Genomic DNA, 23346 nt, shown 5'->3' with positions numbered 1-23346 from the left:
GCCGGGCGTTGCCTGCCGGTCGACGCTGGTGCGGTCTGCACGGTGGTCGGCCCATTCAACACGACATCCGGCAATGGCTGGCGGGCAGCCCGCACATGGCCTAATCTACTAGCCATCTAGTAGATTGAGGTGGCGAGGTGATCGAGTTTCACCTGGACCTGCGATCCGGAGTCGCGCCGTACATGCAGCTCATCCGGCAGGTACGGCACGCGCTCCGGCTCGGTGTCCTGAACGAAGGCGACAAGCTGCCCACCATCAAGGAGGTGGTGGCCCAGGTTGCGATCAACCCGAACACGGTGTCCAAGGCGTACCGCGAGTTGGAGTACGAGGGCCTGGTCCAGGCCCGGCCAGGGCTGGGCACGTTCGTCACCCGCACGCTGGGCAGCGACTCGCTGAGCAAGCACGAACCGCTGCGGCAGGACCTGACGCGCTGGCTGACCGAGGCTCGGGAGGCGGGCCTGGACGACGAGAGCATCGAGGCGCTCTTCCTGAGCAGTTTTCGTGCGTTTTCGGAGGCCCGAGCATGACTAGCGCGCTGATCACGGGCGGTCTGACCAAGCGGTACGGACGGCGTACCGCACTCAAGGACTGCACCCTGGACATCCCGGCTGGCCACGTCGTGGGCCTGGTCGGGCCGAACGGCGCCGGTAAGTCCACGCTGCTGCAGTTGGCCTGCGGGCTGCTCGATCCGACCGCGGGGCGGATCGAGGTGCTCGGTGCGCGGCCGGTCAGCGGGTCGCCGCGGGTCGGGTTCGTCGCGCAGGACACCCCGATCTATCCCAGTCTGACCGTCGCGGACCACCTGCTGATGGGCGCGCACCTCAACCCGTCCTGGGACAGTGCGCTCGCCGGGCAACGAATCGCCCAGGTCGGCCTGGACCCGGCGCAGAAGGCCGGCAAACTCTCCGGCGGCCAGCGCGCCCAACTGGCCCTGACCGTCGCCGCGGCGAAGCGGCCCGATCTCCTGTTGCTCGACGAGCCGGTGGCGGCGCTCGACCCGCTCGCCCGGCGCAACTTCCTGCAGGGGCTGATGGAGCTGACCGCCGAGCAGAGCATGAGCGTCGTCATGTCCTCGCACCTGGTCGCCGACCTGGAGCGGGTCTGCGACTACCTGATCGTGCTGGTCGAATCTCGGGTACGGGTGGCCGGCGACGTGGACGACCTGCTCGCCACCCACCACCGCCTGGTCGGCCAGCGGCGCGACACCACCGACCTGGGCGCCGGGCGAGCCCTGGTGGAGCAGAGCCACACCGACGTGCAGTCGACCCTGGTGGTACGCAGTACCGCGCCGATCGACGATCCGTCCTGGCAGGTCGACCGACTCGACCTGGAGGACATCGTGCTGGCGTACATGAGCGGAGCCGCCGGCAACGGGCCGGACCGGGTGCTGGAGGGACAGCGATGATCTGGATGACCTGGCGACAGTTCCGGACCCCGGCGCTGGCCACCGGCGCCCTGTTGGTGGTGGTCCTGGGCGGCCTGGCGCTGACCTGGTCGGAGGTGACGGAACTAGCCTCGCGGACCGGATACACCGGCTGTCAGGGCGATGCCTGCCGCGCCGCAGGCGAAGCCTTCCTCCAGGCGCTGCAACCGGGGTGGGCGAGCGAGTTCCACATCGCAGCCATCGCAGCCCTGTATCTGCTGCCCGCCCTCGTGGGCATTTTCTGGGGGGCGCCGCTGGTGGCCCGGGAGTTGGAGTCCGGCACGTACCGAATGGTCTTCAGCCAGTCCGTCAGCCGTGGCCGCTGGCTGCTGGTCAAGCTGGCGGTGGGCGGCGGGGCCGCCGCGCTCGGCGCGGGCCTGCTCAGCCTGATGCTGAGCAGGTGGGCGCAGCCGATCGACGGAGCCACGGCCGACCGGATGAACCCGTTGGTGTTCGCGGCCCGAGGAATCGTGCCGGTCGGCTACGCGGCGCTGGCGTTCACAGTGGGTGTCACGATCGGGCTGCTGCTGCGGCGGACCCTCGCCGCGATGGCGGTGACCCTACTGGTCATCGTCAGCCTCCAGATCGCCGCGCCGTTCGTGGTGCGCCCCTGGCTGGCGCAGCCGAGCACCATCGTCACCCCGCTGCAGGTGGACGGGGAATACGGATTGTCGATGAGCCCCGACACCGGGGAGATGACAGTCCATCTCGAGCCCGACCGCAGAGGCGACTGGGTCCTGTCGAGCACCACGATCACCGCGACCGGAGCGGAGTTCCGGGGTCCGGCGGACATGACCCAGTGCGGCCCGTTGGCCCCCCGGGACCGCGAGACGTGCCCGAGGTGGCTGGAGAAGCAGAACCTCAGACAGGAGGTGGTCTACGTGCCCGGCTCGAAGTTCTGGATCCTGCAATGGCGCGAGTTCGGCGTGCTGTTCGCGCTGACCGCCGCACTGTCGCTGTTCTCCCTCTGGTGGATCAGGCGCCGGCTCGTCTGACGGGTTTGTGGAACCGCCGGCGGCTCACCGGGGCAGCACGAATCCGCTTACGTCACGTGAGCCCAGGGCGCGGTGCGGCGGTCACTCCTGAAAGACGAGGACCCAATCGGCGACACAGGCAGGTTTGGTCGCGCCCTCGATCTCCACCCGCATCTGCACGACGACGCGGCCCCCGGCAGCCATGCGGCGGGCCTCCAGGAGGGTCGCGACGCCGCGTACCCGTGAGCCGACCGGAACCGGAGCGCGCAGGCGCACCTTGTTGAGCCCGGCGTTGATGACCAGGCCGACGCCGTCGACCTCGACCAGTTCGGACAGGAAGGTGGCGCAGAGTGAGAGCGTGAGCATGCCGTGCGCAATCGTGGTCTGGAACGGGCTCTCCGCCGCCGCCCGCTCCTCGTCGACGTGTATCCACTGGTGATCGCCTGTGGCATCGGCGAACGCGTTGATCCGGGCCTGGTCGACGAGGTGCCATTCGGTTGTGCCGAGCAACTGGCCGACGCGCTCGAACAGGGCGTCGATGCTGTCGTATCGGCTCACTGCGTCCATCTCCCGCACCCTCCGCCAGCGCTGACCTTCATCGGTGAACGGGGCATCGCCGCTCAGGCGGTGGTGCTGCCCAGCTCGGCCGACGAGTAACGAACCTACCCCTGCCAGGATGTGGTTACGGCTGGGCGAGGTAGCAATACTTCGAGTCATGAACGCGAGAGGACAGCTCGGCGACTTTCTCCAGGCCCGACGCTCCCAGCTGAGGCCGGAGGACGCGGGCGTGGTGACGTACGGCGACCGGCGTCGCGTGCGGGGGTTGCGCCGGGAGGAACTGGCCCTGCTGGCCGGAGTGAGCGCTTCGTATTATTCCCGGTTGGAGCAGGGTCAGGCCGTCAACGCGTCACCCGAGGTCCTGGAGGCCCTCGCCCGGGCACTACAGCTCGACGAGGCCGAACGTCGCCACCTGAACGAGCTGGCCGCCGGGACCCGCCGTCGGCCCTCGGTCCGGCGTCCGCCGCCGGAGCGGGTGAGCCCGGCGGTACGCCAGCTCGTCGCGACACTCGGTGACGTACCCGTGGTGGTGCTCGGTCGTCGTGCCGACGTACTGGCCTGGAACGTCGGGGGTCATGCCCTGTTCGCCGGCCACCTGGACGACACGCTCCCCGAGCGGCCCGACCAGGGCCCGAACATGGCCCGGCTGGTGTTCCTGGACTCGCACACCCGCGACCTGTACGTGGACTGGCCCGCCAAGGCGCGCGCGGTGGTGGCGACGCTGCGGATGGTCTCCGGGCAGCATCCGAACGACCCGTCGCTGGCCGCGCTGGTGGGGGAGCTGACGGTACGGAGCCCGGAGTTCGGTGCCATGTGGGCCGACCACCGGGTCAAGGCCGGCGGCGGCAGCGTCTACGAGATGCGCCACCCGCTGGTCGGCACGATGGCCGTGACCCAGCAGGCCCTGCAGACCGAGGACGGTCAGACGGTCGTCGTCGCCACCACCGAACCCGGTTCGGCGTCGCACGCCGCGATGACACTGCTCCTGCACGGCGCCGTCACCTCCCGCGCCGACATTCGGCAGTCGCCGGCCATGCGCGAATAGCGTCCTTTTCCCATCGGCTCGAAACGAGGTGCTCCGCAAGGAGCGCCGGACCCTTCGCGCCCGCATCAGCCGAATTCCATCGGTTTTCAGAAAGGAACAGAAATGCGCAGGAGAATGATGACTCTCGCCGTGGCTCTCGCGGCGGTCGGGGTCGGCGTCGTGACGGTCGGACCGTTGGGCGTCGCCCAGGCCGGGATCGCACGGGCCACCGCCGTCGGACCGGCCGGGTCGTCGGCCGCGCCGCTGCCCTCGCGGATCGCGGTTCACTTCGATCTGGCGAACGGGCAGATGCCGGAGAACATCGCGCTGGCCCCGGACGGCACCGCGTACGTCACCTTCGCGGCCGCCCGTCAGGTTGCCGCCGTCACCCCGTCCGGTGCCACGCGGATCCTGGCGACCATGCCCGCACCGGCCGACGGCGGCGTCAACACGCCGGTGCTGAAGTTCGCGCTGACCACCGGCATCGTCCGGATGACCGACGGCACCCTCTACTTCCTCTACGCCAGCGGCGACGCCGCCACCACCGGCCTGTACCGGCTGCGCCCCGGCAAGGCCCCGCAGCGCATCGCCGCCCTGCCGGCCGCCGGACTGCCCAACGGCCTGGCGTTCGACGCGGTGGCGAGCCGGTTCTACCTCACCGACTCGGTGCTCGGCACGATCTCGACGGTCCCCCTGGGAGGCGGCCGCGCCGAGGTCTGGTCCTCGGCACCCGAACTCGCCTCGACCGGCTTCCTCGGCGCCAACGGCATCAAGGTGCGCACCGACGCGATCTGGGCGAGCAACCTCGACCAGGGAACGTTGCTGCGCGTCCGCTGCGGCACGGCCGTCCCGGAGGTGTCCGGGTGGTGGCGACCGGCCTCGTCGGTATCGACGACTTCACCTTCGTCGGCACCGGCGACCACCAGGTCGTCGCCGCCCTCAACGGGCCGAACACGGTGGTGGGCATCGACGCCGCCGGCCGTTCGCGAACGCTGCTGGGCGCCGCCGACGGGCTGCAGAACCCGACCTCGGTGGCCGTGCGTGGCCGCACCCTCTACGTGCTCAGTGCCGCGTACAGCACCGGCGCCGACCCCAACCTGGCGCTGGCCACCCTGCCGCGCCGCTGACCCGTCACCCTCCAGGAGATCCCCTTGCTCGAGATCAAGATCGGTGACGTCAGTGTCACCCGCGTCGAGGAGACGCACGGCCCGATCATGCCGACCGGTGCCTTCTTTCCCACCATCCCGACCGATGCCTGGCGTACGGACCGGGACCTGTTGACCCCGGACCACCTCGGCGTGGACGACGACCTCGTGCACGTCGCCATGCAGAGCTGGCTGCTGCGCAGTGCGGGCCGCACCATCCTCGTCGACACCGGCGTCGGCAACGACAAGAACCGGCCCGCCGTCGAGCCCTGGCACCAGCAGCGGGTGGACTACCTGGCTCGGCTCGCCGAGGCGGGAGTCCGGCCCGAGGACGTCGACCTGGTGGTCAACACCCACCTGCACGTCGACCACGTCGGCTGGAACACCCGGCTCGTCGACGGCCAGTGGCTGCCGACGTTCCCGAACGCCACCTACCTGATGCCGGCGGTCGACTTCCACCACTGGAACCCCGCGAACAACCCCGGCATCGCCGGCAGCGTCAACGAGTACGCGTACGACGACAGCATCGCCCCCGTCCACGCCAACGGTCAGGTCCACCTGTGGGAGGACGCGTACCTGATCGACGAGAACCTGCGGCTGGAAGCCGCGCCGGGGCACACACCCGGCCACGCCGTGATCACGTTGCGGTCGGCCGGCGAGCGGGCGCTGTTCGCCGGCGACATCCTGCACACTCCGCTGCAGTTGCACCAGCACGACCACAGCAGCTGCTTCTGCGAGGACCCGACGCAGGCCGCGTTGACCCGACGACGCCTGCTCGACTGGGCGGCCGACACCAACGCACTGGTGTTGCCGGCGCACTTCAGCGGTCACTCCGCCCTCGAGATCGAACGGCGTGGTGGGTCGTACACCGTCAAGCAGTGGGGTCAGTTCCCCCGTTACTGAACGCCCGCGTTGCCCGCCGCCGTCGCACGACGGCGGCGGGCGCTCGTGCGCCGGGGCCTTTCCGTCATCGGGTCGGGTTGGTGGTCGCGGGGCGCCAGGCCAGCCAGCCACGGCAGAGCACGTAGGCCGTCGCGACGACGGCGACCAGCCCGAGGTCGATGAAGGCCGACAGGCGTGCCTCGGGGACGTCTCCGATCGCCATGCCGAACACCACGAGGGCGGTCTTGCCGGCGAGCAGGATCTCCCAGACGCCCGGCGACCGGCGCGGCCTGAACGCGAGCAGGGCGAAGAGCGCGGCGAAGATGGCGAAGCTGGAGACTCGCCAGCCCTCGATGAACAGGCGGTCGTCGGGAGCGTCGAGGGTCAGCAGGAGGCCGTTGACGAACGCCACGACGGTGGCGAGCGCGGCGACGGCCGCGAACCCGCGACCGATGCGGTCGGCGAGCCGGGCGGTGGCGGTGGTGTCGATGCGGGAAGCGGTCACGGTGGTCATGAGAACTCCATCTCTGCGCTCGCGAATTTGAACTTACATGCGTTAACTTACGCACTTACCTAACGCTTGTAAAGTCACGGGTGATGGCGAGGGGAAGTCGTCGGCCATACGCTGGCACCGGTAGAAGGACGTGGAGCTGCGCACCTCATCGGCGCGGGGCGATCCGTTCCGTCGCGACTCTCAGGGCTGGGCAGTGCATGCGCGTCATTCCGGGCAGGACTCCGAAGTACATGGTCATCCGCGACGACCTGATCAGGCGGATCGGCAGTGGTGAGTTCGCTCCCGGCGACGCCCTGCCCGGCCAGCGACACCTGAGCGAGGAGTACGGCGTCAGCCTCATGACGTTGCGGCAGGCTCTGGACGAGCTCTGCGGTCGGGGAGTGGTCGAGCAGCTTCCCGGCAAGGGCACCTACGTCCGGGCGACGCCCGTCCCGTACTCGATGGGCAACCTGCGCAGCCTCGCCGACGACCTGCGCGCGCACGGCATCGAGGTGCTGACCCGGGTGCTCGGCCGCGAGATCGTCGCGGTGTCGGACGAGATCGCCGCGCGGTTGGGGGTTCCCGCGGGCGACAAGGTGCTCCGGCTGGAGCGGGTCCGGGTCGTCCGGGGCGCGCCGCTGATCCACCAGCTGTCCTATGTGCCGCAGCCCTTCGGTGACCTGGTCAAGGGCGTCGACTTCGAGAGGCACGAGCTGTACGCCGTGCTCGCCGAACGGGCCGGCGCGGTGGCCGTGCAGGCCGAGGAGACGATCTCGCCGGTGCTCATGCCCGAGCGCATCGGCGCCCTGCTCGGCCTGCCGGCCGGCGAGCCGGCGATGCGCAGCGAGCGGATCACCCGCGACGCCGACCGGCGCACGCTGGTTGTCGACGTCGCCATCCTCGCGGGAAACAGTGTCGTGATCATGAACATTCGCGAGGCCGGCGGCCAGCAGGTCAGCTACGCGGTCGGCGGCACCCCTCCGGTCTGACGTCACCCCGGGGGTACGCCTCGGAGGGGTGCGCCGAAACTGTTCTAGAACTATCTCGTCACAGATCTAGAACTCCACTCGCTGGCCCTGCTATAAAGACGGTGTCGTTCTAGAACTGTTAGGGGATGTGTCGTGGACCAGCTCTTACGCTCCACCCGCCCGGGCGCCCAGGCCGACCCCCGCCGACCCTCGGGGCTGGGCAGGTTCGGCGAGTACGGCGGACGCTTCGTCCCGGAGTCGCTCGTGCCGGCCTGTGCCGACGTCGAGCGGGCCTTCACGCAGGCCTGGGAGGATCCGCAGTTCCGGGGCGAACTGAACCGCCTGCTCTCCGTCTACGTCGGCCGGCCGACGCCACTGACTCCGGCGGCGCGACTCTCCGCGGAGTTGGGCATCGACCTGCTGCTCAAGCGGGAGGACCTCACCCACACCGGCTCCCACAAAATCAACAATGTGTTGGGTCAGGCGCTGCTGGCGCGGCGGATGGGCAAACGGCGACTGATCGCCGAGACCGGCGCGGGCCAACACGGCGTGGCCACCGCCACCGCCGGAGCGCTGCTCGGCATGCCGACCACCGTCCTGATGGGCGAGAAGGACACCGAACGGCAGCGGCTCAACGTCTTCCGGATGAAGATGCTGGGTGCCGAGGTGGTGCCGGTGACCTCCGGCAGCCGCACCCTCAAGGACGCCTGCAGCGAGGCTCTGCGGCACTGGGTCACCTGTGTCGACGACACGTACTACTGCCTCGGCTCGGTAATGGGCCCGCACCCGTACCCCTGGATGGTCCGCCAGTTCCAGCGGGTCATCGGTGACGAGGCCCGCGCGCAGTGCGCGGCCGACCTCGGCACCGGCACCCCCGACTACGTCGTGGCCTGCGTCGGCGGCGGTTCCAACGCGGCCGGCACGTTCGCCGGCTTCGTCGACACACCGGCCAGGTTGATCGGTGTCGAGGCGGCCGGTGGCGCCGCCATCAGCGCCGGCACCCCCGGTGTGCTGCACGGCTTCCGCTCCCTGGTGCTCCAGGACGAGCACGGGCAGATCCGCGAGGCCCACTCGATTGCCGCGGGCCTGGACTACCCGGGTGTCGGGCCGGAGCACGCGCACCTGGCCGAGTCGGGCCGGGCCAGCTACGTGACAGTGGACGACGCCGAGGTGGTTGCCGCCACCCACCGGCTGGCCCGCGCCGAGGGCATCCTCTGCGCGCTGGAATCCGCGCACGCGGTCGCCTGGGTGATCCGCGCCGCCGGCGATGGCACGATCCCCCCGGGTTCGACGGTGCTGCTCACCCTCTCCGGCCGGGGCGACAAGGACATGGCGACCCTGATGGAGCTGTCGTGAACGCACTGGAAACCCGGGCCCGCGCGGCCAGGTCCGCCGGCCGCAAACTGCTCGTGCCGTACGTGACCGGCGGGGTCACCGGCACCTGGACCGACCTGTTGCGGGCCGCCGTGGACGCGGGTGCCGACGCCATCGAGATCGGCCTCCCGTTCTCCGACCCCACCCTGGACGGACCCGTCGTGCAGGAGTCGTCGTACCGGGCCCTGCAGCGGGGCACCACCACCCGGCGGATCCTCGACGAGGTCGCCCGGCTGGCGCTGCCCGTGCCGCTTGTCGCGTTCACCTATGCCAACCTGGTCCTGCACGACGACGCCGACCGGTTCTGCGCCGCGCTCGCCGATGCCGGGATGGGCGGCCTGATCGTGCCGGACCTGCCCGTCGACGAGGTGGAGCCGGTCGCCGCCGCGGCGGGCACCCTGCTCGACCTCGTGTTGCTCGCCTCCCCGGTGACCGCGCCGCGGCGCCGCGACGAGATCGCCAGGCGCAGCCGGGGCTTCGTCTACGCGGTGAGTGTCATGGCGACCACCGGCGAGCAGTCGACGGTGGGTGAGGCCGCCGAGCGGTTGGTGACGTCGCTGCGCCAGGCCACGGATCTGCCCGTGGTCCTCGGCTTCGGGATCTCCGGTCCGCAGCAGGCGGCCGAGGCCGCCGGGTACGCCGACGGGGTCGTGGTGGGCTCGGCGCTCATGCGTCGCGTGCTCGACGGGGCCTCGGCGGTGGAGGTCGGTGGCTTCCTGGCCCACGTCCGGACGGCACTGGACGCAACCGCCCACTGACGGCCGGCCACGACACCGAGCCTGAACGTGTCGCCGTACATCCGATGTATGTGTCGCCGGAGCGGCGTCCCCCGGCGCCCGGCTCCGCCAGAGCGTGCCGACCCACTGCCGGCTCGCTGTCGATGATCCTTGGCGGCAGTGCCTGGCGGTGCGGATTGTACCCGTCAATCGATCGTTGCCTATTGCGTGGCACCGGAGTAACCTTCGCGAAACACATCAGATGTCTGGCTGACTCGGGCTTGGCACTGGCCTGCTCCACAAGGTCCTGATCGGCCCGCGAGGCGGACCCATCTCGGTTACCACAGTTGTCACGCATCGGGGTGGCCGGATCGGTCACCGTTTGGAGGATCGATGTCAGACCTGACCCGACGCCAAGCCCTCAAGATCGGTGCGGCCGGTGCGGGCGGTGCCCTCTTGCCACTGCCCTGGACGGCCGTAGCGAAAGCGGGCTCGGTGGCGCCGCCGCAGGTGCTGGCCGCCAACGACCTCGCGCTCTGGTACGACGAGGGTGCCGGCACCGACTGGCTGCGGGCGTTGCCGATCGGCAACGGCCGGCTCGGCGCCATGGTCTTCGGCAACGTCGACACGGAACGACTCCAGCTCAACGAGGACACCGTCTGGGCCGGTGGGCCGCACGACCCCAGCAACCCCAGAGGCGCGGGAGCGCTTGCGGAGATCCGGCGGCTGGTCAACGCGAACCAGTGGACCCAGGCCCAGGATCTGATCAACCAGACCATGATGGGCAACCCCGGCGGCCAACTGGCCTACCAGACCGTCGGCAACCTGCGGCTCGCCTTCGGGTCGGCCAGTGGAGCGTCCCAGCACAACCGGACGCTGGACCTCACCACCGCCACCGCCACGACGACGTACGTGCTCAACGGCGTCCGGCACCAGCGGGAGGTGTTCGCCAGCGCACCGGACCAGGTCATCGCGATCCGGCTGACCGCCGACCGGACCGGCTCGATCAGCTTCACCGCCACCTTCGACAGCCCGCAGCGCACCACGGTGTCCAGCCCGGACGGCACCACGATCGGCCTCGACGGCATCTCCGGAAACATGGAGGGCGTCACCGGCCAGGTCCGCTTCCTCGCGCTGGCCAACGCGACGGTCACCGGCGGCAGCGTGTCCAGCTCCGGCGGCACCCTGCGGGTGACGGGCGCCAACAGCGTCACCCTGCTGGTCTCCATCGGCACCAGCTACGTCAACTACCGCAACGTCGGCGGCGACTACCAGGGCATCGCCCGGCAGCGCCTCACCGCCGCGCGGGCCAGCAGCTACGACCAACTGCGCAGCCGGCACGTGGCCGACTACCAGGCGCTGTTCGGCCGGGTCAGCCTGGACCTGGGCCGCACCTCAGCGGCCGACCAGACGACGGATGTCCGGATCGCCCAGCACAACAGCGTCAACGACCCGCAGTTCTCCGCGCTGCTGTTCCAGTTCGGGCGGTACCTGCTGATCTCGTCCTCGCGGCCCGGCACGCAGCCGGCCAACCTCCAGGGCATCTGGAACGACTCGCTGGCCCCCTCCTGGGACTCGAAGTACACCATCAACGCCAACCTGCCGATGAACTACTGGCCGGCCAACACCACGAACCTGGCCGAGTGCCACAACCCGGTCTTCGACCTGGTCAGAGACCTCGCCGTCACCGGCACGCGGACCGCCCAGGTCCAGTACGGCGCCGCCAGTGGCTGGGTCACCCACCACAACACCGACGCGTGGCGGGCCACCGCGGTGGTGGACGGCGCGTTCTGGGGCATGTGGCAGACCGGTGGCGCCTGGCTGTCCACGTTGATCTGGGACCACTACCTGTTCAACGGCGACATCGAGTTCCTGCGGACGAACTACCCGGCCATGAAGGGCGCGGCGCAGTTCTTCCTCAACACCCTGGTGACCGAACCGACCCTCGGTTACCTGGTGACCAACCCGTCGAACTCGCCGGAGCTCAGCCACCACGCGAACGCCAGCGTGTGCGCCGGCCCCACGATGGACAACCAGATCCTGCGGGACCTGTTCGACGCGTGCGCCCGCGCGAGCGAGATCCTCGACGTGGACAGCACCTTCCGGGCCCAGGTTCGCGCCACCCGGGACCGCCTCCCACCCATGAAGATCGGCTCGCGCGGCAACATCATGGAGTGGCTCTACGACTGGGTGGAGACCGAGCCCAACCACCGGCACATCTCGCACCTGTACGGGCTGGCCCCCAGCAACCAGATCACCAAGCGCGGCACCCCGCAGCTGTTCGAGGCCGCCCGGCGGACCCTGGCGCTGCGCGGTGACGACGGGACGGGCTGGTCGCTGGCCTGGAAAATCAACTTCTGGGCGCGGATGGAGGAGGGCAAGCGGGCGCACGACCTGATCCGCTACCTCGCCACCACCGCACGGCTCGCGCCCAACATGTTCGACCTGCACCCGCCGTTCCAGATCGACGGCAACTTCGGCGCCACCGCCGGCATCGCCGAGATGCTGTTGCAGAGCCACGCCGGCGAGCTGCACCTCCTGCCCGCGCTGCCGCCGGCCTGGCCCAGTGGGCGGGTGGCCGGTCTGCGGGGTCGGGGCGGGCACACGGTCGACATCACCTGGGCGAGCGGCCAGGCCACCGAGATCCTCGTCCGCCCGGACCGCGCCGGCACCGTCCGCCTGCGCGCCCGGATCCTCACCGGCACCGTCACCGTCGTCGACACCGCCGACGGTACGGCGGCCCGGGTCACCCGGATCGAGTCCGACCTGATCGAGGTCACCGTGCAGGCCGGGCGCACCTACCGGGTCACCAGCACGGGCGTCGCCCTGCCGACGCTGGAGCAGAGCTTCAGCAACGTCGGCATCAGCAGCGACAGCAACACCAACGTCGCGAACTTCGACGGTGGCGGGGCGTCGCTCTCGGCGCAGGCCCTGGCCGCGGCCGGTGCCAGCCCGGGTGGCACGGTGAGCCGCAACGGGGTCACCTTCCGGTGGCCCAACGTCAGCTCCGGCGTCGCCGACAACGCCATCGCCTCCGGGCAGACGATCAGCGTGACCGGCACGGGCCGGACCCTCGGCTTCCTCCTGACCGGCACCTACGGCGCCCCGTCGGGCACCGGCACGGTGGTCTACGCCGACGGCACCCGCCAGACGTTCACGCTGAGCACGCCCGACTGGTACGGCGGGCCCAGTTCGGCGGGCACCGCGGCCATCGTGTCGGCGTACCAGAACCGGCCCAACAACCAGCGGCAGAACACCGCCGCCTGCGTCTACTACGTGGGTGTCGCCTTGCAGAGCAAGGCGGTTGCCTCGGTCGTGTTGCCCAACATCAGCGCCCGGCCGGCGACGAACGTGTCGACCATGCACATCTTCGCCATCGCCATCGGCGGCTGACGGCAACGGATCCTGCTCGGGGGAGCACGACCGGGCCCGTCCCCACTGGGACGGGCCCGGTCGCGTTGGGCGCACTAGCGGATGCGCTCGCCCCGGCTCTCGATCCGGAAGTAGTCGAACGAGACGTCGAGGTCGGTGGAGGTGCCGGCCCGGTTGAAGGCCAGCAGCCCGGCCTTCGTCGTCTCGACGTTCAACGTCGTGGAGCCGATGTAGCGGTAGACGCTCCCGTCGCGGGAGTAGTAGGCGCGGTAGCTGTCGCCGATCTTGGTGAGTCGCAGCCAGATGACGCCGTCGGCCCCGACGATGCGCTGGGCGTCCGCCCCGGTGATCTCCACAGTCGACGTCACGCCGTTCTGTTCGCGCAGCAGGACGAGCCGGGCCTTGTTGATGGCCGCTGTCGCGTTGCCCATCTCCCAGGCGAGCTTCACGTAGTTGTCGTCGTCGGCGTACCCGATGACACCGCCCTGCTCGTTGTTGGTGGCCAGCGGGCGGGAGAAGACGATCCTGGATTCCGCGGTCCAGTCACCGTCGACGTCCTGCAGGGCCAGGTTCTTCGCGGTGTTGGTGCTGCCCTGGAGGTCGCCCTGCTGGGCGGTGATGACAAGGGACCCGTCGGCCAGGCGCCACCGGCTGTCGTCCGGTCGTACCCACTGCCACTGGGAGCCGAGCGCGGCCGAGCCGAACTCGTCGCTGCCGGTGCTCGTGGTGTTCAGGTCCACCGTGTAGACCGACGTCGCCCCGCCGTTCGTGACGGTGACCCGGGCCTGCCCGGTGGCGCTGCCCGCCTGCTCGACCGCGACGGTGGCGGCGGGGTCGGCGGCCCTGGCGGTGACCGTCGGCACGGCCGTGGTGCCGGCCGGCGTGAGGGCGTTGTAGTGCAGCACCGACGGTGCGAAGGAGGTCAGCGGCGCACCGTTGACGTGCAGGCTCGTCAGCGTCGTGTCGGGCACCAGGTTGAAGACGTAGTTCTTCACGAGCGGGCCGAAGAAGCCCTCGGTCGTGACCTTGACGACCGCCTGTCCGGGAACGCTCGCCGCCTGGGAGACGATCTGGTAGCGCGCCTTCCGGTCGGCCGTCCGCACCTTCGTGATGGTGGGGGAGCCCCCGGCGCGAACCGGGATGGTGTACGACGTGTCGGACAGGTTGAAGCCGCCGAACTCCCTGCCGTTTACCACGATCTTGGCCGAGAGGGGCGCGTCGTCGACCGGGATGGCCCGGCCGCTGAACTCCTTCCAGTAGTTCACCGACGTGTCCCGCCAGTCGGCGGCGTCCGTCTCGTGGACGGCCAGCTTGGCGCGGACCTCCGCGAACCGTCGCGCGTCGATGTCGGGCTGGAGCGCCTCCCAGGTCTCCCGCATCCAGGTCACGTACTGCACGCCCATCTGGTAGCGGTAGACCAGCTCGTCCCAGAACGGTCGCCCGTTGTCCATCCGGTGACCCCACGGCACGTGGTGGAACCACATCAGCAGGTTCTCCGGGACCGAGTCGATGTCCCCGTAGCGCCGCTGGAGCCGGGGGAAGTACTGGGCGGCGAGGTTGCTGCCGGTGGGGGAGCGGTCGTAGCCCAGGCCGACGGTGTCGGCCTGGTTGTAGTAGACCGGGCTCCAGTCGTCGCGACCCGCCCAGTCGGCCGGGTCGGGCCGGTAGTGGGCGCCCTCGGCGAACTGGTGGCCGATGCCCAGCGGCGTCTGGTAGCTCACCAGCGCCTCCCACGACCCCATCATCATCTTGCGGATGGTGTCGACGACACGCCTGTCGTTGCTCCAGGTCATCCGGACCCAGTCGGTTGCGATGTCGGTCGAGTCGAGCGTCCAGTTCCATGCCTGCCGGCCGAAGGCGAAGAGGTTCGCCTGGGCGAAGTGGTGCCCGGTCAGGTTGTCGGCGTTGCCGAGATTGGCGACACCGACGATCGCGGTGTCCGCGTGCTGCTGGGCGCTCCCGTCGACGATGTCGCCGACGAGTCGCTTCTTGAGCAGCTTGCCGTTCGCGTCGGTCGCGTACGTGTCGGTCTTGAGGACCTCCTCGTACATGGGCCCGAGGTAGGCCAGCATCCAGTTCTGGCCCGTGTACTCCTGGGTGATCTGGAGTTCCAGGGCCTGGTTGGTGTTCTCCATCCGGCCGAACATCGGGTGGATGGGCTCCCGGGCCTGGAAGTCCAGTGGCCCGTTCTTGGTCTGCAGGAACACGTTGTCGGCGAAGCGCCCTCGGCTGCCGTCGGGTTGGACCTCGTCGTCGATCGGCCCGAACTCCAGGTAGGCCCGCTTGAGTCGGTCGTTGTCGACCTCGGCGTTGTAGACGAACGTCCGCCAGTGCACTGTCATCCCGAGTGGCGCGACAGCCGCGCCGATCGCGTTGGCGCCGTCGCCGTGGTCGTACCCGAAGTCCTGTGGCCCCGGCTGGCCCTCCGAGTTGGCCTTCACGGTGAAGCCCATGAAGTCCGGGATGGCGGCCTGGATCTGCTGCGCCCGGCGCTGCCACCAGCCCCGGAAGTCGGTGCCGTACGGGTCGAGTTGGCTGTTGGTCAGCGTGTCCGGTGCGAACCGGGTGTCCGTGGGTGCGGTGTAGCGGATCGACAGGCCGAGCTTGATGCCGTACGGACGCAGCGCGTCGGCGAGGGCCGCCTCCTGCGCGATCCGGGCGCTCGTCAGGTACGCGTTGTCGGCGTTGACGTTGTTGATGGTGATGCCGTTGATGCCCAGCGACGCCAACGCGCGGGCCACGACGACGTAGCGGTCGAGGATGACGGGCAGGTTCTTGTCGGCGCTCGCCCCGGTCGCCGCGAAGTTGAAGATCGCACCGCTCTCCCCGTTCAACCCGCCCAAGCCGGAGGCGTTGTTGCCGGCGTAGAGGCGTTCGGTCTCCCAGTTGTTCAGCAGTCGATGCTTGATCTTCGGCGACTCCGCGACCCGGAGGTGGTCGATGGGTTTCTGGGTCTGCATCAGTCGCAGGAACGCGTAGGTCCCGTAGAGCGCGCCGAGGTCGGTGTTGCCGGCGATGACGGTGAACCGGTCCCTGCCGCGGGACAGCGAGCGGACGAGGTAGCCCTCGTCGCCGACCCCGGCCAGGTCGCGGGCCGAGACGAGGCGGCGCACCAGCGGCGAGCTGGCCGGCGTGCCCACCACCACCGCGCCATCGGGGACCCGGTCGCCGCTGACCTCCGTCACGGGTGTCGCCCGGTCGAGCAGCCCGCCCAGGCCGCGCACCAGCTCGTCGCGGGCCGCGCCGAGCGTGGTCTCGACCAGCTTCTCGGTGGAGCCGGGGGCCATGGCGAGGTCGGCCGTGTGCCGGTGGACCGGGGTGGCGTCGGCGTTCTCGACCACGATCGACGTGGCGGTGCGGCGGTAGTCGCGCAGCAGCGTCGCGTCGCTGACCGGCACGTATCGCAACCACAGGTCGGAGCCGCCGTAGTCGTCCGGCGACTCGGCCGCGGTGGCGGGTGTGGTGGCGACGGCGAGGGTGGCCGCGACCGTGGCGAGCGCCGTGCCGAGCACGATGAGAACTCGCCGCAGCCGGGGCACCGGACCTCGGTTCATTGCCTTCTCCTCTGTTGTCCGATGGGGACGTCGATCGGGACGGCGTACGGACGCAGTGATGTGGATGAATGGGAGGTGCGCCGATCGTGTCCGGGGTGTCGCGGGCTGGGCAAGGAGTTGTCGTTTCTTGTCGCGCGTGCCCTCACCACAGGTGCGCCGCCGGGTTGGGTGCGGGCCGCTGGCGGACCCAGGGCGACCGGGCCCGACCCGGGCTCGGGTTGCGGGGGGCCGTCGAGTGGCGCACCACGAGGCGTACCGGGAGGACCATCGGTCGACCGGTGTGCCCGGGTGCCCCCTCGATCATCGTGAGCAGGTGTCGGGTCGCGGCCGAGCCCTCCGCGTACAGCGGTGCCGCGACGGTGGTCAGCCCGGGTGTGACGATGTCGGCCGCGACGATGTTGTCGAAACCCACGATGCTGACGTCGCCCGGGATGTCGACGCCCCGCTGACCGAGACCGCGGATGAGGCCGATCGCCATCTGGTCGTTGAAGGCGAGGACCGCGGTTGCCGGGCGGGCGCACAACTCCTCGGCGGCCCGCTCGCCACCGGCGATGGTCGGGCTGAAGGGGCCGATCTGGCGTACCTTGATCTCCAACTCCATGCCGGCTTCGAGCAGCGACCGCCAGCGGATGCCGTTCGGCCAGGACGCCTCCGGCCCGGCGACGTACGTGATGTGGTCGTGACCCAGCTCGCCGAGGTGTTCGACGGCCCGCCGCACACCCCGGGGGTTGTCCGTCACGACGCACGGCACGTCGGCGATGGCGCGGTTGAGGACCACCACCGGCCGCTGCTTGGCGAACATCCGGATGGCCGAGTCGGACATCCGGCTGCTGGCCAGCACGATGCCGTCGACGGTCGACATGGTGCGTTCGATCGCCGCCCGTTCCAGCCGGTCGGACTCCTGGGCGTCGATCAGCACCGTGGTGTATTCGCCGTCCGTCGCCGCCTCCTGCGCACCGCGCACGATCTCGGCGTACACCGGGTTGGTGATGTCGGCGATGACCAGCGCGATCATGTGCGTGCGTGCGGTGCCGAGGGTGCGCGCGAGGGGGTTGGTCCGATAGCCCAGCCGCTCGGCGACCTGCCGGACCCGCTCGGCGGTCTCGGAGTTGACGCGGCTCGGCCTGGAGAACGCGCGGGACACCGTGGACGGTGAGACGTCGGCTTCGCGCGCGACGTCGTAGATCGTGACCCTCTTGTCGGGCGGCCTGGTGTGGTCGGGCATCTGCATGCTCCTCCCGGCTACGCGCCGTGATCATGGTATGACGACGGTGCGGACTCGGCAATGCCCCCGCAACAATCCGGGGCCACGAAGGCATTCGCGCGAGGCAATACATGGCAACCCATTGCCGTCGCGGCACGCCGGCTGCCTGAATCAGCGGGGATGACACTTGGCGGAGGGAACAGCTCATGGGTATGACGCGGCGCGAGGCTCTCCTGGTCACGGCATCGTCGCTCCTCGTGGGCGCGGTCGGGTGCGGCGCACCGGAGGGTCCCGGCAAGTCCACCGGCGACACCACCGGCGAGGTGCCGCAGCGGCCCGGTCGGGCCGTGACGCTCAACGTCCTCGACGTCGCCGGCAACCTGCAGCTGACCCAGGGGATGATCGACGACTTCGTGGCCAAGAACCCCGACGTGATCTCCCGGGTGACCTACTCGAAGGCACCGGCACCGGAGTTGGCCGGCAAGATCAAGGCTCAGCAGGGCGCGAACCGGGTGGACATCGGTCTCGTGCTGACCGGTGTGGACGGGCTGGCGGCGGGCATCGAACAGGGGCTCTGGCTCGACGTGCTGCCGACGTTCCAGGACCGCCTCGGCGGCATGCGCGACTACCTGGCACCGGCCGCCGCCATGCAGCAACTCGCCGGCAACGCCGGCGTCACCGTCACCTACTACCCGTCCGGCCCGCTGCTCGAATACCTGCCGGCGCGCCTGGCCACGCCGCCGACCAACGCGGCGGCCCTGCTCGCCTGGGCCCGGGCCAACCCCAAGAAGTTCCAGTACGCCCGGCCGGCCAACTCCGGCCCCGGTCGCACCTTCCTGATGGGCCTGCCCTACATCCTGGGCGACGCCAATCCCAAGGACCCCAGCGCGGGGTGGGACAAGACCTGGGCCTTCCTCAAGGAGCTGGGCCAGTACGTGGACTACTACCCGTCCGGCACCACCGAGACGATGAAGAACCTCGCCAACGGCACGGCTCACCTGATCGTCAGCACGACCGGCTGGGACATCAACCCCCGGGTGCTCGGCACGGTGCCCAAGGAGGCCAGGATCGCCACGCTCGACGGCTTCCACTGGGTCACCGACGCGCACTACGCCGTGCTGCCCAAGGGCGTCTCGACCGACACCCAGGCGGCGGTGCTGGCCCTGCTGGCGTTCATGCTCACCCCCGAGCAGCAGGCCAAGGCGTACGACGAGGGCTACTTCTACCCGGGCCCGGCGGTGAAGGACGTCGGGCTCACCTCGGCGCCGCAGAAGAGCCAGGACGCGATCCGGGAGTTCGGCCGCCCCGAGTACGAGGCGCTGATCGCCGGCAACCCGACCGAGGTGCCGCTGGACGCGAAGAGCCTCGTGGCGGCGTTCAACCGCTGGGACCGCGAGATCGGCGGCGGGAAGGTCAAGCAGGGATGAGTGCCTTCTCCCAGCTGCGGTTGGACGGGGTGTCCCGTCGGTTCGGCGGTCAGGACGCGCTCACCGAGCTGGACCTGACCATCGAGACGGGCGAGTTCATCGCCCTGCTCGGCCCGTCCGGCTGTGGCAAGTCGACGGCCCTGAACTGCCTGGCCGGGCTCCTGCCGCTGACCCGGGGGAGCATCTGGCAGGACGAGCGGCGCATCGACACCCTGCCACCGGAGCGGCGGGGCTTCGGCATGGTGTTCCAGAGCTACGCCCTCTTCCCGCACCTGACGGTGCGGGCGAACATCGCCTTCGGGCTGCGCATGCGGCGGCTGCCGAAGGAGGAGATCCGCCGACGTACGGCGGAGGCGGTGCGGCTGGTGCGACTGGAGGACCACGTCGACAAGCTGCCCGGTCAACTGTCCGGTGGTCAGCAGCAACGCGTCGCCATCGCCCGTGCCGTGGTGTTCGAGCCGTCGCTGGTGTTGATGGACGAGCCGTTGAGCAACCTCGACGCCAAACTGCGGCTGGAGATGCGGACCGAGATCCGCCGGCTGCACCAGTCGTTGGGGCTCACCACCGTCTACGTCACGCACGACCAGGAGGAGGCGCTCTCCCTGGCCGACCGGCTGGTGGTGCTGCGGGAGGGGCGGGTGCAGCAGATCGGGTCGCCGCGCGAGTTGCACACCCGCCCGGCGAACTGGCACGTCGCCGACTTCATGGGCTACCGCAACCTGTGGCGGGGCCGGGTGGTGCGGCGCGACGGCAGCCGGGCCACCGTCGAGTCGTCCGGTCAGCGCCTGCTCGGCGAGGCCGTCGGCGACCTCGCCGACGGCGCGGAGGTGGTGGTCGCGGTACGCCCCGAGGACATCCGCGTCGACGGGGCCGGGGGGACCTCCAACGCCCTGTCGGCGACGATCGAGGTGGTGGAATACCAGGGCCGCGAGTTGGCGGCCGAGGCGCGCACCGACACCGACCAGTCGCTGCACCTGCGTACCGAGCAGCGGATCGCGCCCGGTGACCAGGTCAAGCTCGCCATCGACCCGCAGCGGCTGCTCGTCTATCCCGCCGGTGCGACAGCCGAACTCTCGGTGGCGACGCGGTGAGCGCGGCCGGGCCCGGCCGGCCGGTGGCGCACTGGCAACACCGGCTCGCCGAACGGGGCATCGACCGCCAACTCCTCCTGCTGGTCCCGGCGCTGGTCTTCGTCATCGCCCTGTTCCTCTACCCGTTCTTCTACGGGTTGACGCTCTCGTTCCAACCGACCAACGGCGGGCCGTTCAGCGACTACGCCCGGTTCTTCTCCGACGCCTACGAGCGGGGCACGATCTGGATCACGCTGCGGATCGCGCTGCCCGCCGCGCTGCTGAACGTCCTCGCCGCCGTGCCGATCGCCTACCGGATGCGCGGCCGGTTCCGGGGCAAGCGGCTGGTCACCACGCTGCTGGTCGTGCCGATCACGCTCGGCACCGTCCTCACCGCCCAGGGGCTGCTCAACTTCCTCGGCCCGACCGGCTGGTTCAACCGGATCCTGCTCGCCACGCACCTCGTCGACGAGCCGGTACGACTGACCCACAACTACTGGGGGGTGTTCTTCTCGCTGGTGATCACCGGCTTCCCGTTCGCGTTCCTGCTGGTGCTGTCCTACCTCTCCGGCATCGATCCCACACTGGAACGGGCGGCCGCGACATTGGGGGCGGACTGGCGTCGCCGGTTCACCCGGATCACCCTTCCGCTGCTGGTGCCCGGCCTCGCCACCACGTTCTGCCTGACCTTCGTGTTGGCGTTCAGCGTGTTCCCGTCGGCAGTCCTGGTCGGCAACCCGGCCGGTGAGACACGGGTCATCTCCCTCGCCGCCTACCAGGCGGCGTACGAGCAGTACGACTACCCGTACGCGTCGGCGATCGCCATGATCATGGGCTTCGTCGAGTTGGTCGTCATCGCGGTGGTCCTGGCCGCGCGCAGTCGTTTCTACACCGGCGCCACCGGAGGCAAGGGCTGATGGCAACGACCACACAGGCCCCACCAGCGCGGCCCCCCGCCACAGGCACCGACAGGCGGCGGCGCATCGCCGCCCGGCCGGCCGCCTGGATCGTGTGGGGCGTCGTCATCTTCTTCTTCGTCAACCTGCTGGGCGTCGTGGCGTCCGTGCTGGTCAGCTCGTTCGGCCAGCGCTGGTTCGACACCTGGCTCCCGGACGGCTACACCACGAGTTGGTACGGCCGGGCCTGGGACGAGTTCGCCCTCCTGCAGGTCATCGTCGTGACGCTGGAGGTCTCCGTACTCGTCGTGGGTCTCGCGCTGCTGATCGGCGTGCCGGCGGCCTACGTCCTCGCGCGGCGGTCCTTCCCCGGCAAGCGGCTGATCTTCCTCGTGTTCCTGCTGCCGATCCTCATGCCCCCGATCACGTACGGAATCCCGCTGGCGACAGTGCTCTACAAGTTCGGGTTGGCCGGGAACATGTCCGGGGTGGTGCTCGCCAACCTCGTACCCTCGGTGCCCTTCGTCATCCTGACCATGACCCCGTTCATCGAGCAGATCGACCCGCGCATCGAGAGCGCCGCGCGGATGTGCGGCGCGGGTCTGCGCACGGTGTTCCTCCGAGTCCTCACGCCGCTGCTCGTGCCGGGCATCCTCGCCTCCGCGATCCTCGTCCTCGTCCGGACCGTCGGCATGTTCGAGCTGACCTTCCTGACCGCCGGGCCCGACTCGCAGACCCTCGTCGTGGCGCTCTACTACTCGATGTCCGCCTCCGGGATCCGGGCGCAGCAGTCGGTCGACGCCATGGCGGTCATCTACACGTCGATGATGCTCGTGCTGCTCGTCGTCGCCCTGCGCTACGTCAACCCGACGCAGCTCGTGGCCCAGGTCAAGGAGGACCCCGAGCACTGACGCCCGGCGACCGGCCCGGTCAGCCGCCCACCACGTCCCGGGCCGCCGTGGTGGCCCGCCAGCCGACGCCCGGCCCGGCCGCCACCTCGTCGAGGATCTCGCCCACCCGGCCCACGACAGTGCGGAGGGCGGGCAGCTTCGCCCGCAGGCCGCGATAGGTCGTGGCAAGGGTCGGGTCGACAGCGACCGGCTCGGCGCGGGCACTCTCGGGACTGAGCCGGGTGACGGCGTCAGTGAGATCGGCGGCCAGGCCGATCGCGAAGAGCCCGAGCGCCGCCGCGCCGAGGGCGGCGTCGTCGTCCTCGGCCGCCACCTGGGTCGGACAGTCCAGGACCGCTGCCATCACCGCACGCCACAGCGGAGACCGGAACGCGCCGCCGGCCAGGCGAACGCTGCTGACCGGCGTCAGCTCGGCCAGGCGGTCCCGGACGCCGCCGAGGTGCAGGCACACACCCTCCACCGCGGCCCGCACCAGGTGACCGCGGGAGTGCTCGCTGCGCAACCCCAGGTAGGCGCCCGGCGGGCCGGGATCCACCGCCGACGCCCGGTCGGCCCGCAGGTAGGGCAGCATCACCAGGCCGTCGCTGCCCGGGGCGACCCGTTCGGCGAGCGCCAGCAGCTCGGGCGCGGCGAGTTGGTCGTCGGACGCCGGGCGAGGATCGGGTTCGAGGGCGCCACCGGCCCACCGCACCACGTTGCCGCCGTTGTTGACAGTCGCGCCGACCACCCACGCGTCCTCGGTCAGCGCGGCGCAGGAGAAGATCTCCGCCGGGTCGATGAGCGGAGCCGCGACGACCGTCCGCAGGGCCCCGGTGGCCGCGAGCGTCAGACCGGCGACGGTGCTGTCGATCGCCGCCATGCCCAGGCTGCTCGACGGACCGTCACCCGCGCCCACCACGACAGGTGTGCCGGACGGCAGGCCGACCGCCTGCCCGGCCGCCGACGAGAGCCGCAACACGCCGGTCGTGGGCAGGACCGGCGGCAGCTGACTGCCGGAAACCCCGACCAGATCGAGTACGCCCGCGCTCCACACCCGTCGGTGCACGTCGAACATGCCGGTGCCGGACGCCGACGACAGCTCGGTCACCAACGTCCCGGTCAGCCGATGGACCAGGTAGTCCTTCAGGCCGACCCACCACCGCGTCGCGGTGCAGAGGTACGGCTCGTGGCGGGCGAACCAGATGAGCTTGCACAGCGGGCTACCCGGGTGCACCGGCGTACCGGTAAGCCGGTGCAGTTCCCGGCTCTGGCCGGAGACCCGCAGGTCGCGGGCCACCTCCGCAGAGCGCGTGTCCCGCCCGGTCAGCAGCGGCGTGATCGGGCTGAGTGTCGCGTCCAGCCCGATCACGCCGTAC

At 70.3% G+C, this 23346-nt stretch carries 20 protein-coding genes; 14 read left to right on the top strand and 6 right to left on the bottom strand.

Annotation, left to right across the window (positions count from 1 at the left end):
- Positions 1-137: 137 nt before the first annotated feature.
- The 3 genes from ACGFIQ_RS26135 to ACGFIQ_RS26125 are packed head-to-tail and all read left to right on the top strand — an operon-like array spanning position 138 to position 2418.
- Positions 138-527: a GntR family transcriptional regulator gene (locus ACGFIQ_RS26135; RefSeq protein WP_393247879.1), complete on the top strand. Its 390-nt coding sequence runs from the start codon at positions 138-140 to the stop codon at positions 525-527.
- Entirely contained in the window at positions 524-1405 is an 882-nt protein-coding gene (locus ACGFIQ_RS26130) for an ABC transporter ATP-binding protein (protein ID WP_393247877.1), read from the top strand. Before ACGFIQ_RS26135 ends, ACGFIQ_RS26130 begins: the two co-directional genes overlap by 4 nt.
- A complete protein-coding gene (locus tag ACGFIQ_RS26125) occupies positions 1402-2418 on the top strand; it encodes an ABC transporter permease subunit (protein ID WP_393247875.1) in 1017 nt (338 codons plus the stop codon). Before ACGFIQ_RS26130 ends, ACGFIQ_RS26125 begins: the two co-directional genes overlap by 4 nt.
- 81 nt (positions 2419-2499) lie before the next feature.
- Here the strand turns inward: ACGFIQ_RS26125 and ACGFIQ_RS26120 are convergent, their stop codons facing one another.
- Positions 2500-2964 carry a MaoC family dehydratase gene (locus ACGFIQ_RS26120; protein WP_393247873.1) on the bottom strand — a complete coding sequence of 155 codons (465 nt, stop codon included), beginning with the start codon at positions 2962-2964 and terminating at the stop codon, positions 2500-2502.
- Between the two features lie 148 nt (positions 2965-3112).
- On the opposite strand from ACGFIQ_RS26120, the gene ACGFIQ_RS26115 reads away from it, so the two are divergent.
- Positions 3113-4000 (top strand): helix-turn-helix transcriptional regulator, encoded by an 888-nt coding sequence (locus tag ACGFIQ_RS26115; protein ID WP_393247871.1) that lies wholly within the window; start codon positions 3113-3115, stop codon positions 3998-4000.
- A gap of 350 nt (positions 4001-4350) precedes the next feature.
- Here the strand turns inward: ACGFIQ_RS26115 and ACGFIQ_RS26110 are convergent, their stop codons facing one another.
- Entirely contained in the window at positions 4351-4485 is a 135-nt protein-coding gene (locus ACGFIQ_RS26110; protein WP_393247869.1) for a hypothetical protein, read from the bottom strand.
- A 357-nt stretch (positions 4486-4842) separates the two neighbouring features.
- Between ACGFIQ_RS26110 and ACGFIQ_RS26105 the strand changes: the two genes are divergently transcribed.
- Together ACGFIQ_RS26105 and ACGFIQ_RS26100 are read left to right on the top strand one after the other, a co-directional pair.
- Positions 4843-5106 (top strand): hypothetical protein, encoded by a 264-nt coding sequence (locus ACGFIQ_RS26105; protein WP_393247867.1) that lies wholly within the window; start codon positions 4843-4845, stop codon positions 5104-5106.
- Positions 5107-5130: 24 nt separating this feature from the next.
- Positions 5131-6027 carry an MBL fold metallo-hydrolase gene (locus ACGFIQ_RS26100; protein WP_393247865.1) on the top strand — a complete coding sequence of 299 codons (897 nt, stop codon included), beginning with the start codon at positions 5131-5133 and terminating at the stop codon, positions 6025-6027.
- 64 nt (positions 6028-6091) lie between these two features.
- Here the strand turns inward: ACGFIQ_RS26100 and ACGFIQ_RS26095 are convergent, their stop codons facing one another.
- Positions 6092-6520: a hypothetical protein gene (locus ACGFIQ_RS26095; protein WP_393247863.1), complete on the bottom strand. Its 429-nt coding sequence runs from the start codon at positions 6518-6520 to the stop codon at positions 6092-6094.
- Between the two features lie 197 nt (positions 6521-6717).
- On the opposite strand from ACGFIQ_RS26095, the gene ACGFIQ_RS26090 reads away from it, so the two are divergent.
- The 4 genes from ACGFIQ_RS26090 to ACGFIQ_RS26075 all read left to right on the top strand — a co-directional run bounded on the left by ACGFIQ_RS26090 (position 6718) and on the right by ACGFIQ_RS26075 (position 12950).
- Positions 6718-7488 carry a GntR family transcriptional regulator gene (locus ACGFIQ_RS26090; RefSeq protein WP_393247861.1) on the top strand — a complete coding sequence of 257 codons (771 nt, stop codon included), beginning with the start codon at positions 6718-6720 and terminating at the stop codon, positions 7486-7488.
- Between the two features lie 132 nt (positions 7489-7620).
- Positions 7621-8823, top strand: a complete 1203-nt coding sequence (gene trpB / locus ACGFIQ_RS26085) for a tryptophan synthase subunit beta (RefSeq protein ID WP_393247859.1) — start codon at positions 7621-7623, stop codon at positions 8821-8823.
- Positions 8820-9599 carry a tryptophan synthase subunit alpha gene (gene trpA / locus ACGFIQ_RS26080; RefSeq protein ID WP_393247857.1) on the top strand — a complete coding sequence of 260 codons (780 nt, stop codon included), beginning with the start codon at positions 8820-8822 and terminating at the stop codon, positions 9597-9599. Before trpB ends, trpA begins: the two co-directional genes overlap by 4 nt.
- 351 nt (positions 9600-9950) lie before the next feature.
- Complete coding sequence (locus ACGFIQ_RS26075; RefSeq protein WP_393247855.1) at positions 9951-12950, top strand: glycoside hydrolase N-terminal domain-containing protein; 3000 nt, start codon at positions 9951-9953, stop codon at positions 12948-12950.
- Between the two features lie 74 nt (positions 12951-13024).
- On the opposite strand, the gene ACGFIQ_RS26070 is transcribed toward ACGFIQ_RS26075, so the two are convergent.
- Both ACGFIQ_RS26070 and ACGFIQ_RS26065 read right to left on the bottom strand, forming a co-directional pair.
- Positions 13025-16483 carry an alpha-glucuronidase family glycosyl hydrolase gene (locus ACGFIQ_RS26070; RefSeq protein WP_393247853.1) on the bottom strand — a complete coding sequence of 1153 codons (3459 nt, stop codon included), beginning with the start codon at positions 16481-16483 and terminating at the stop codon, positions 13025-13027.
- Between the two features lie 142 nt (positions 16484-16625).
- Entirely contained in the window at positions 16626-17708 is a 1083-nt protein-coding gene (locus ACGFIQ_RS26065) for a LacI family DNA-binding transcriptional regulator (RefSeq protein ID WP_393247851.1), read from the bottom strand.
- A 185-nt stretch (positions 17709-17893) separates the two neighbouring features.
- Between ACGFIQ_RS26065 and ACGFIQ_RS26060 the strand changes: the two genes are divergently transcribed.
- From ACGFIQ_RS26060 to ACGFIQ_RS26045, 4 genes are read left to right on the top strand one after another with little or no spacing between them, the layout of a single operon-like run.
- Positions 17894-19114 carry an extracellular solute-binding protein gene (locus ACGFIQ_RS26060; protein WP_393247849.1) on the top strand — a complete coding sequence of 407 codons (1221 nt, stop codon included), beginning with the start codon at positions 17894-17896 and terminating at the stop codon, positions 19112-19114.
- Entirely contained in the window at positions 19111-20205 is a 1095-nt protein-coding gene (locus ACGFIQ_RS26055; RefSeq protein ID WP_393247847.1) for an ABC transporter ATP-binding protein, read from the top strand. Before ACGFIQ_RS26060 ends, ACGFIQ_RS26055 begins: the two co-directional genes overlap by 4 nt.
- Positions 20202-21101 carry an ABC transporter permease gene (locus ACGFIQ_RS26050; protein ID WP_393247845.1) on the top strand — a complete coding sequence of 300 codons (900 nt, stop codon included), beginning with the start codon at positions 20202-20204 and terminating at the stop codon, positions 21099-21101. The genes ACGFIQ_RS26055 and ACGFIQ_RS26050 overlap by 4 nt, the downstream gene beginning before the upstream one ends.
- Complete coding sequence (locus ACGFIQ_RS26045; protein WP_393247843.1) at positions 21101-21991, top strand: ABC transporter permease; 891 nt, start codon at positions 21101-21103, stop codon at positions 21989-21991. The genes ACGFIQ_RS26050 and ACGFIQ_RS26045 overlap by 1 nt, the downstream gene beginning before the upstream one ends.
- A 19-nt stretch (positions 21992-22010) precedes the next feature.
- On the opposite strand, the gene ACGFIQ_RS26040 is transcribed toward ACGFIQ_RS26045, so the two are convergent.
- On the bottom strand, positions 22011-23346 hold a 1336-nt coding region (locus tag ACGFIQ_RS26040), incomplete at its 5' end, for an FGGY family carbohydrate kinase (RefSeq protein ID WP_393247842.1).

The sequence above is a fragment of the Micromonospora sp. NPDC048898 genome (genome assembly GCF_043198035.1).
In the GTDB taxonomy this organism is placed as follows: Bacteria; Actinomycetota; Actinomycetes; order Mycobacteriales; family Micromonosporaceae; genus Micromonospora.
Note: the sequence above shows the minus strand (reverse complement) of the source record. Positions and strands in the feature narration are given on the sequence as shown.